A 9,001-nucleotide genomic window follows, 5' to 3' on the forward strand; every position below is an offset into this window, starting at 1 on the left:
CCCGCGCGCTCCGCCGCATCCTCGCAACCGCCGAGTGCCGCCGAGCCCGGCAGCCCGGCCCAGTGGTCGGCGGTGGAGTTGAGGTCGCCCATCACGACCACGTCCTCCTCCGCGGCGCAGAGGCCGGACAGGGCGGTCAGGTCGTTCCGCCACTCGGCGAGGCGCCCGGGGACCGGGGCCATCGTGTGAACGGCGGCGAGGACTGGTCGGTCGGGCGTGTCCGGACGCACCACGAGGGAGGGGGTGACGCCCGTGACGAGACTCGCGGTGTCGACGCTGTAGCCGCCGAGCGACGGCGAGAGCAGCAGCGCCGTGCCGTCGTCACCGCCCTGGCCCGCGTAGTGCAGCGTCATCTGACGGCCGGCGGCGGCGAGGGCGTCCACCACCTCCTGCGCACGGGAGGTCGACACTTCGAGCAGCGCCACGGCATCGACGGCGTTCTCCTGCGCGAGCGCGGTGATCGTCTCGGCGGGCACGCCGTCGTGAAGGATGTTCCAGCTCGCGACACGGACATCGGCCAACCGGTGCGCGCGCGCAGGAGCGGACTCGTAGCCGCGCACCCCCTGCACGCCGGTGAGGATCAGCGCGAAGACGACTCCCAGCGCCGCCAGTGCGAGCGAGAGGCGGCGGATCGGTGCGACCAGGACGGCGATCACGACCAGCACGGCAGCGGCGCCGACCGCGGCCAGCCCGGTCGCCAGCCGGAACGGCACGAGCTGAGCGAACGGCGCCTCCCTCGCGACGCCGAAGAAGGCCGGAGCGGCCACCACCAGCAGCGCGATCGCCGCTACGACCGCCACAGCGGCTTTCACCAGTCTCGTCCCCATCCCGGCTCAGGCTAGGGCATCGGAGGGGATGCGGGCGGCGCGTCTACGATGGGGCGCATGCATGTCGACGGAGGCGCGTACGACCTCCACACCCACTCCGTCGTCTCCGACGGCACCGAGGCGCCCGAAGTCCTCGTGCGAGCCGCCGCCCAGGCGGGCCTCGCCGGAGTGGCGCTCACCGACCACGACACGACGGGGGGCTGGACGAAGGCGCTCGCTGCCGCCGTCGATGCGGGCATCGACCTGCTCCCCGGCATGGAGCTGTCGTCGCGCGTCGGTTGGATGAGCGTGCACGTGCTCGCCTACCTCGTCGATCCGGACGATCCGGGGCTCCTCGCCGAGACCGCGCGGATCCGCTCGGCGCGCGCCCACCGGGCGGAGGCGATCGTGACCGCCATCGCGGCCGACTACGACCTCACCTGGGCGGACGTGCTCGCGCAGACCAGCCCGGGGACGACCATCGGCCGGCCGCACATCGCCGACGCTCTCGTGGCGCGGGGGCTGGCGACCGACCGCTCCGCCGCCTTCGCGGGGATCCTCGACTGGCGCGGCGGCTACTACCGGCCGCACTACGCGCCCGATCCCATCGACGCGGTGCGGCTCGTACGCGCCGCGGGCGGGGTCCCGGTGATCGCGCATCCCGCCGCCAGCACGCGCGGGATCGCCGTGGAGCCGATCCTCCCGCAGCTCGTCGAGGCCGGCCTGTTCGGGCTCGAGGTCGAGCACCGAGAGAACACCGCCGGCGGCAAGATCCGTCTGCGCGAGCTGGCTGCCCGCTACTCCCTCGTCACCACCGGCTCGAGCGACTACCACGGCACGGGCAAGCCGAACCGGCTCGGCGAGAACACGACGTCGCGCGCGACAGTGGACGCCATCCGCTCCTCCGCCCGCTGACGTCGCAGCCGCGAGGCGGCTCAGACCTGCGTGTCCGGGCGCGGGGCGCGGCGCCGCGAGCGGGTGCGGCGGCGAGGCTCGCTGTTGCCGTCGTGGTGCTCCCTGCTCTCGCTCGAGGGCGCGGGCCCGGTCTGCGGGGCCGCAGCCTCGGCGGAGTCTCCACGGGTGCGGCGGCGAGGCTCGCGCTGGCGGTCACCGCGCTCGGGGCGGGCGTCGGCCTTCGCCTCCGCGGGGATCGGAGTCGGCTTCAGTCGGCCCTTCGTGCCCGCGGGGATGTCGAGGTCGGTGTAGAGGTGCGGTGAGGAGGAGTAGGTCTCGACCGGATCCGGCTGGCCGAACTCGAGGGCGCGGTTGATCAGGGCCCACTTGTGCAGATCCTCCCAGTCGACGAACGTCACGGCGATGCCCGTCTTGCCCGCACGCCCGGTGCGGCCGACGCGGTGCAGGTAGGTCTGGTCGTCGTCCGGGATGGTGTGGTTGATGACGTGGGTGACGTCGTTGACGTCGATGCCGCGCGCTGCGACGTCGGTCGCGATGAGGATGTCCTTCTTGCCGGCCTTGAACGCTGCCATCGCGCGCTCGCGCTGCTCCTGGTTCAGGTCGCCGTGCACGGCCGCCGCGTTGAAGCCGCGGTCGTTCAGCTCCTCGACGATGCGGGCGGCCGCGCGCTTGGTGCGGGTGAAGATGACCGTCTTGCCGCGACCCTCCGACTGCAGGATGCGAGCGATGACCTCGTCCTTGTCGAGCGAGTGCGCCCTGTAGACGATGTGCTTGATGTTGGCCTGCGTGATGCCCTCGTCGGGGTCGGTCGCGCGGATGTGGATCGGCTTGTTCATGAACCGGCGCGCGAGGGCGACGATCGCCCCCGGCATCGTCGCCGAGAAGAGCATGGTGTGTCGGGTGGCGGGCGTCTGCGCGAACAGCTTCTCGATGTCCGAGAGGAAGCCGAGGTCGAGCATCTTGTCGGCCTCGTCGAGGACCATCACCTGCACGTTCGCGAGCGAGAGCAGGCGCTGGCCGGCGAGGTCGAGAAGCCGGCCGGGCGTGCCGACGACGATCTGTGCCCCCGCCTTCAGCTGCTCGATCTGGCCCTCGTAGGCCTTGCCGCCGTAGATCGAGACGATCTTGGTCGGCCGGTTCGAGGCGGCGAGCTCGATGTCCTCGGTCACCTGGACCGCGAGCTCGCGGGTCGGGACGACGATGAGCGCCTTGACGCCCGGTTCCGGATCGGTGCCGAGGGCCTGGATGAGGGGGAGGCCGAAGCCGAAGGTCTTGCCGGTGCCGGTCTTCGCCTGGCCGATGATGTCCTGCTTCTGCAGGGCCAGCGGGATGGTCTGCTCCTGGATGGGGAACGGCTCGAGGATGCCCTTGGCGGCGAGAGCGGCGACGATGTCGTCGTCGATGGTCAGATCGGAGAAAGTCACGGGAGTGAAGCGCCTGTCGTGTCGAACGGTCTACGCCCCTGTTACGACTCCGGGCGCAGGGTCACCGATCCAGCGCCGGTGACGTCCCGGCGAGTCTACTGCTCCCGCCCGCGTCGGCCCGGGAGGCGGCCTCGCCCGTCGCCCTATGCTGAAGAAATGGCTGCCTGGTTCCGACGTCGACGTCCCCTGCTCGACGTCCCCCGCCTGACGCCCCGCGGCGAGCCCTCGCTCAAGCGCGACCGCGTCGACCTCGCCGACCTCACCCCCGAGGTGCTGCCGTACCTCGGCCAGGTGGCGTATCTCCAGCTCGCGGTCTTCGAGGCGCTGGCCCGCGCCGTCGCCGAGTCCGAGGACCTCGCCGACAAGGAGGCGATCTCCTCCGCCGCAGGAACGGCGCTCGCCAAGCACCACGCGGTGGTCGCTGAGCTGCGCCGACGAGAGGTGGAGCCGGGCGAGGCGATGGCGCCGTTCCGGCCGGCGATCGACACCTTCGAGCGTCTCACCCGCGGTGCGGATCTGCACGAGACCCTGCTCTCGGCCTACATCACCGCCGGACTGCTCGACGACTTCTTCATCCGCCTCACGGGCGGTCTGCCGAGCGATGTCGGCCCGCGGATCGCGCAGACCCTCGGGGCCGACACCGGTGTCGAGGGAGTGGTCGCGATCCTGCGTCGCGAGATCGGGGCCGACGAGCGCCTCGGCTCGCGGCTCGCGGTCTGGGGCCGCCGCCTGGTCGGCGACACCCTCCTCGTCGCCCGCTCGGCACTGATGGGGTCGGGCAACCACGACTCCGACGAGTCGCGCATCGAGCCGGTGTTCACCGAGCTGATCGCCTCGCACACGCGGCGGATGGACGCGCTCGGCCTGACGGCCTGACCAGCAGCGCCCAGGGATCAGGACGGCCGGTAGGTGCCCGTCGGGAGCAGGCGCGTGCAGGAGTCGTGCTGGAGCGCTCCCGCTGTGGATCCGGCGGACATCGCCGCTTCGGTGCGCACGACGTCGAAGCAGTCCGGCGGCGTGCTCCGATCCCAGCGCCGGCGCAGCTCGGACTCGACGACGTTGGTGGACGGCAGGCGGTGCCGGGCCAACAGGTAGAGGACGGTGTCCTGGATCCGCTCGCGCGGCATCGCGCCGTCGAAGCGCATGATCTCGGCGATGTCGACCGCACTGGTGAGCACGCTGCCGGTACGCGAGCGGGCGCTGCCGATCGCCATCTGCGCCGTTGCGGGCTCGTCCGACCCGGTGAGGATCGCGCCGGCCGTCGCCGGGAGCTCGATCTGCGATCCGCCGCAGCGGTTGATCTGCCCACTGACCCGCAGCTTCGACCACGGATCGACCCGCCACTGGGAGACGTAGACCTTCCAGGCCCCGATCCCGGCGGACGTCTCGACCCTGTGCGAGATCTCGAGCCTGGTGTCAGGGACGCTCAAGCCTGGGTACCGTCCGCCGCAGTGCCGGCCGAGCGCGTCTCGTGCCCGACATAGCTCGTCCGGGCGGAGGGAGCGCGAGGCACCACGACTCCGCTCGCGTCGGTCGCCGCCAGCAGCTGCGACCAGTCGTAGTCGCGCACCCGGGCGACGATCAGGACCGTCGAGACTCCCGCGAACCGGAGTGGGACCGGGAGGAGCAGCTGGCTCGCGTCGCCTCGGTCGAACCGCATCGCGGGCATGCCTCCCGGGCCGTCGGCCAGGAACCGCGGTTGCCGGGTGACGACGGACTGGACCGCGGCTGTGCGCGTCGTCGCCCCCGGCGCGGCGGGGGCCGAGGCGATGCGATCTCCCTCACCGAGCGCGAGATCGCTCGCGCGGTACCAGTAGGCCGGCGGGACGTCCGGAGGCCGGACCTCCGTGACCGCGCCGCGGGTCGCGGTGACGGTGTTGGAGGCGAGCGACATCCCCGCGGAGTTCCGCGCGAAGACGACGTAGCTGCGGGGGCTCCCCGTCGGCGCGCTCCTGTCGACGAGGCCGCGCGACGTGCCCGCGACGACCGCCAACGCGGGCGATGCGCTGTTCGCGCTCGTGCCGTTGCTGTAATGCACGACGTACTGCGAGATCGTCGAGCCGGCGTCCGACGGAGGAGGGCTCCACGTGACCGAGATGCCCCCGGCGAGGGGCCGGGCGACGACCGCGGGCCGGTCGAGCCGCTTGGACACCGTGGTGAACGAGCGGCCGGGAACGGGCAGCTCCCAGAAGTCGGCGCGCGACGGGTCGTTCGGGAACACGGGGTAGATCCGCAGCAGCCCGTCGCGGTCGAGGCACTCGGGGTCGATCGCGGCGCCCGAGGTGCCGGACGTGTCCAGGGTGGAGCCGGAGGCGGTGGTGACCGCGGAATCGGTCCAGTTCCGCCCGTCGGTGCTCGAGTAGACATGCAGCCGCGCATCAGAGGGGAAGGCGGTCTGCTGGCCGTCCTCGGACACCAGGCCCCAGTTCTCCCGGCCCGGCCAGTGCTCGTGGTCGTCGTGGGTCGATGCGACGACCACGACCGTTCCCGACTGAGAGTAGGCGAGCGTGGGCAGCCCGACGTGGTGGTTCGAGATCCAGGTGCCGTCGGCGAGCCGGGATCCCGGGTTGTGCAGGCAGGTGCGTTCGAGCGTCTTCGTGCTCGGATCCCACACCGCGGCCCAGAGCGAACGGTAGTCGGTCGGTAGGGGGGTGCCGAGGGCGACGCCGGTGTCGCGGGAGTCGGCCGGGCGCCGCGCCCAGGCGGCGACGACCACGACATTTCCGCCGGTGGCCACTCCGATCCGGGCGCCGACGCTGTCATGGCGGGCGTCATCAGAGACGCCGGTCGTGGCGGTCGGCCCGTCGAAGACGATGAGGAGGTTGGAGTTCGCCGCAGCCGGGATCGCGGGCCGGAAGAGCTGCGCCGCGGTCACTCCGGTGCGCGGGTCCTTCCAGGTGCGGCCGCCGTCGTCGCTGCGCGCCAGGGCGATGTCTCGGCGCGGGAAGCCGGACTGATCGAGATCGGAGTTGACCCGGAACTCCGCCGCGCACCACAGAGTGCTCGTCGTCGCTCCTGCGGGACGGTGGAAGGCGAGTTCGTGCCCGTACGCTCCGGTTCGCAGGCCCGTCAGCGGATGGAGGTTCAGCCCGTCCCGGACGCCGTAGCCGTCGGGCTGCGACGCGTCGTACCGGGTGTCCTCGCGGTGGAGGGGGCGGAGCATGCCCGCGGTGTCGTCCCAGGTGAAGAGGAGGGCCTGGTAGTCGGAGCCGCGGATCAGCAGGTAGGTGATCCGGCTCGCCGGGTCGCGGAAGAAGCGCGAGTACGAGACTCCGGTGCGCGCGCCCGACGGCGCCGGGACCGGGGAGAAGGAGGCGAGGTCGTGCGGCGCACGGGAGGCAGCCACCGAGAGCGGCGCGTTGCGCCAACCCGTTCCTCCCCGGGACACCAGCTTGTGGAGGGGCGGCTGCACCAGCACGCGTCCGGAGTCGGTGACCGTGACGCTGGCCCCGCGGTGCCCGGGGTTGGTGCCGTCGAACTCCACTCCGCTGCCGGTCGTGAGCTCGGTGAATGTCGCAGCGGCCCCGTTCTTGGGGAAGCGCCAGACGCCGGAGCGGGCGAGGGGGTGGCGGTTCTGGATCGTCCACCACTGCCCCTCAGGGATCGAGTCGGCGACGTAGACGGCGTCGGCGTCGGACCAGATCGGTGTGTAGAGCGCGATGGACTGCGGGACCCGGGATCCCGTCAACGATGCAGCGGAGGAGCGGACGGGCACGGCCCGGCTCACCGGTGCGTTGGCCCCGGGCTGCGCTTCTCCGCCCTCCGCGGCGGGCGCCAGCACCGTCTGGGCGGTGGCGCCGGCGAGTCCGACCGACGCTGCGCGGAGCACAGCACGCCGGGTCGTGGTGACGGTTCGTCCGAGTCGATAGAGCATCGTGTACCCCCCGTATGAGTGATGCTTATCCGATTCTTGTCGGGCATAGCGCGTGCACGCGAGCGGTGCGAGATCCGTGGCGCGATGTCGCGGATCCCTCGTCGTGATCGCTCTCGATCGCGCCTGCCGACCTGTCGGTATCGCTCTCCGCGGCGCGGGAATCGGCCCTCGGCGGGCCGTCGCGGCATCTCTGTGGCGCGGGGATGAGGACTGCGACGTCCGAGCCCGGAGCCGGGTGAGGCGGGGGAGCCGACGACTCCCGCGCCTCACCCGGCACGATCACGGTGCGACGCGGCCGGACAGCATCGCCTGGAGCGACGCCTCGTCGTGGCGGGCGCGCGAGCGGCCGAGAGACAGGTCGATCAGCACGACCGCGATCGCCGCGACCACCAGAGTGATCACCCAGATCAGGCCGCCGTCCCACGGCAGCCCCGCCCACGTGAGTGCCACCCACACCGCTGCGGCCACGAGACCGCCGAGCGCGGGGACGAGGACCGAGCCGTGCAGGTGGCGGTTCGGCAGTGCGTAGCGGGCGCCGAGGCCGATCAGGCCCCCGAACAGGGTGATGAAGAGGAGCTCCACGACGTGTCCGCGGCCGGCGGGCTAGGCGACGAAGCCGACGCGGCGCGACTCCTCGGAGCCGACCTCGACGAAGGCGATGGTGTCGGTCGGGACGATGTAGATCTTGCCCTTCTCATCGCGCAGACGCAGGACGGCGGTGCCCGCCTCGAGAGCGGTGGTCACCGTCTTCTCGACCTCGGTCACGGACATCGACGACTCGAAGTTGAGCTCGCGAGGGGTGTTGACCATTCCAATACGGATTTCCACCAGCAGTGCCTTTCGGGAGGGGACGAGGGTGTCAGGATACGGGACCGGGCAGGCGCGCCGGCTCCGGTTTCGCGCTGAGCGGAGTGGGCGGCGCGATGCTCTCCGGTGGTGCGCACGGGAGTGTCGGTGGTCGTGGCTAGCGTGTGCGTGTGACTGCTCCTGCGACCTCGCTGCCCGCGGACGAGCTGCCGGCCGCCAGGTCGACCGCCACTGCGCCCGGGTCGAGGATCGAGCCGGACTCATCGCAGCGTGCGGTGCTCGCCCTGCCGGACGGGCGCAGCGCCGCGGTCCTCGGAGCACCGGGTACCGGCAAGACCACCACGGCGATCGAGCTGGTCGCCGAACGCGTCCACGAGCGCGGGTACGCGCCCGAGTCGATCCTCGTCCTGACGGCGAGCCGCACCACCGCGACGAGCCTGCGCGATGTGCTCGCCCTGAGGCTGGGCGTGCCGACGCAGGGCCCGCTGGCGCGCACGGCCACCTCGCTCGCGTTCGAGGCCGTCACCGCGTCGGCGAAGGGGCAACGACTCGAGCGGCCCACCCTCCTGACCGGCGGCGAGCAGGACGCCCTGCTCGCCGAGGTGATCGAGGGCCACCTCGAGGAGGGCACCGGGCCGCGCTGGCCGGACGAGTTCAGCCCCGAGGTGCGGCGTCTGCGCACCTTCCGCACCGAGCTGCGCGAGTTCGGGATGCGCGCCACCGAGCACGGGCTCGACACCGCGGCGATCCGCGCGCTCGGAGTCGACGCGGACCGCGGTGAGTGGTGCGCCGCCGCCGACGTGCTCGACGAGCTGCGCGAGGTCGTCGACTGGATGGCACCCCTGGCCGGCACCAGGCTCGACTCCGCAGAGCTCGCTGCCTTCGCGGCCGAGGCGATCCGCTCGGGCAGGGGCGGCGAGCGGATCGACGCGCTGCGCCTCGTCGTGGTCGACGACCTTCAGGAGGCGAGCGGATCGACCCTCGTGCTGCTACGCGCTCTGGCCGAGCGCGGCGTCACCGTCGTGGCCTTCGGCGATCCCGACGTGGCGACGAGCGCCTACCGCGGTGCCGCCTCCGACACGCTGGGCCGCTTCGCCGCGAGCCTCGGGCTGGCGGAGGTCAGCACGCTCGTGCTGGCCCGCGTTCACCGGCACGGAGGGGCGCTGCGCGCGCTC

9 protein-coding genes are annotated in these 9,001 nt (G+C 72.2%); 3 read left to right on the plus strand and 6 right to left on the minus strand.

The window, feature by feature from the left end; all coding sequences use genetic code 11:
* Positions 1-827 (minus strand): endonuclease/exonuclease/phosphatase family protein (locus ACH61_RS12390; RefSeq protein ID WP_153038861.1); only part of this gene is annotated, 827 nt, incomplete at its 3' end.
* 57 nt (positions 828-884) lie between these two features.
* On the opposite strand from ACH61_RS12390, the gene ACH61_RS12395 reads away from it, so the two are divergent.
* Positions 885-1,721 (plus strand): PHP domain-containing protein, encoded by an 837-nt coding sequence (locus ACH61_RS12395; protein WP_082845244.1) that lies wholly within the window; start codon positions 885-887, stop codon positions 1,719-1,721.
* 20 nt (positions 1,722-1,741) lie between these two features.
* On the opposite strand, the gene ACH61_RS12400 is transcribed toward ACH61_RS12395, so the two are convergent.
* Positions 1,742-3,145 carry a DEAD/DEAH box helicase gene (locus ACH61_RS12400; RefSeq protein ID WP_068212457.1) on the minus strand — a complete coding sequence of 468 codons (1,404 nt, stop codon included), beginning with the start codon at positions 3,143-3,145 and terminating at the stop codon, positions 1,742-1,744.
* 156 nt (positions 3,146-3,301) lie between these two features.
* Here ACH61_RS12400 and ACH61_RS12405 point away from each other — a divergent pair, with 156 nt between their 5' ends.
* Positions 3,302-4,021 carry a ferritin-like fold-containing protein gene (locus ACH61_RS12405; protein ID WP_068212458.1) on the plus strand — a complete coding sequence of 240 codons (720 nt, stop codon included), beginning with the start codon at positions 3,302-3,304 and terminating at the stop codon, positions 4,019-4,021.
* 17 nt (positions 4,022-4,038) lie between these two features.
* Here ACH61_RS12405 and ACH61_RS12410 read toward each other — a convergent pair whose 3' ends face one another.
* The 4 genes from ACH61_RS12410 to ACH61_RS12425 form a co-directional block, all read right to left on the minus strand.
* Positions 4,039-4,575: a hypothetical protein gene (locus ACH61_RS12410; RefSeq protein WP_068212460.1), complete on the minus strand. Its 537-nt coding sequence runs from the start codon at positions 4,573-4,575 to the stop codon at positions 4,039-4,041.
* Positions 4,572-7,019 carry a sialidase family protein gene (locus ACH61_RS12415; RefSeq protein ID WP_068212461.1) on the minus strand — a complete coding sequence of 816 codons (2,448 nt, stop codon included), beginning with the start codon at positions 7,017-7,019 and terminating at the stop codon, positions 4,572-4,574. Before ACH61_RS12415 ends, ACH61_RS12410 begins: the two co-directional genes overlap by 4 nt.
* A 279-nt stretch (positions 7,020-7,298) precedes the next feature.
* Positions 7,299-7,601, minus strand: a complete 303-nt coding sequence (locus tag ACH61_RS12420) for a hypothetical protein (protein ID WP_068212462.1) — start codon at positions 7,599-7,601, stop codon at positions 7,299-7,301.
* A 21-nt stretch (positions 7,602-7,622) separates the two neighbouring features.
* Positions 7,623-7,847, minus strand: coding sequence for a DUF3107 domain-containing protein (locus ACH61_RS12425; protein WP_068212463.1), 225 nt, complete (start codon positions 7,845-7,847; stop codon positions 7,623-7,625).
* Between the two features lie 149 nt (positions 7,848-7,996).
* Between ACH61_RS12425 and ACH61_RS12430 the strand changes: the two genes are divergently transcribed.
* On the plus strand, positions 7,997-9,001 hold a 1,005-nt coding region (locus ACH61_RS12430), incomplete at its 3' end, for a UvrD-helicase domain-containing protein (RefSeq protein WP_161489664.1).

Origin of the sequence: Rathayibacter tanaceti (assembly GCF_001634385.1) — a bacterium.
Lineage (GTDB): Bacteria > Actinomycetota > Actinomycetes > Actinomycetales > Microbacteriaceae > Rathayibacter > Rathayibacter tanaceti.

Coding starts and splice junctions, on each gene's coding strand:
- ACH61_RS12415 (WP_068212461.1), bottom strand. CDS start 7,019: ATGCTCTATCGACTCGGACGAACCGTCACCACGACCCGGCGTGCTGTG.
- ACH61_RS12405 (WP_068212458.1), top strand. CDS start 3,302: ATGGCTGCCTGGTTCCGACGTCGACGTCCCCTGCTCGACGTCCCCCGC.
- ACH61_RS12395 (WP_082845244.1), top strand. CDS start 885: ATGCATGTCGACGGAGGCGCGTACGACCTCCACACCCACTCCGTCGTC.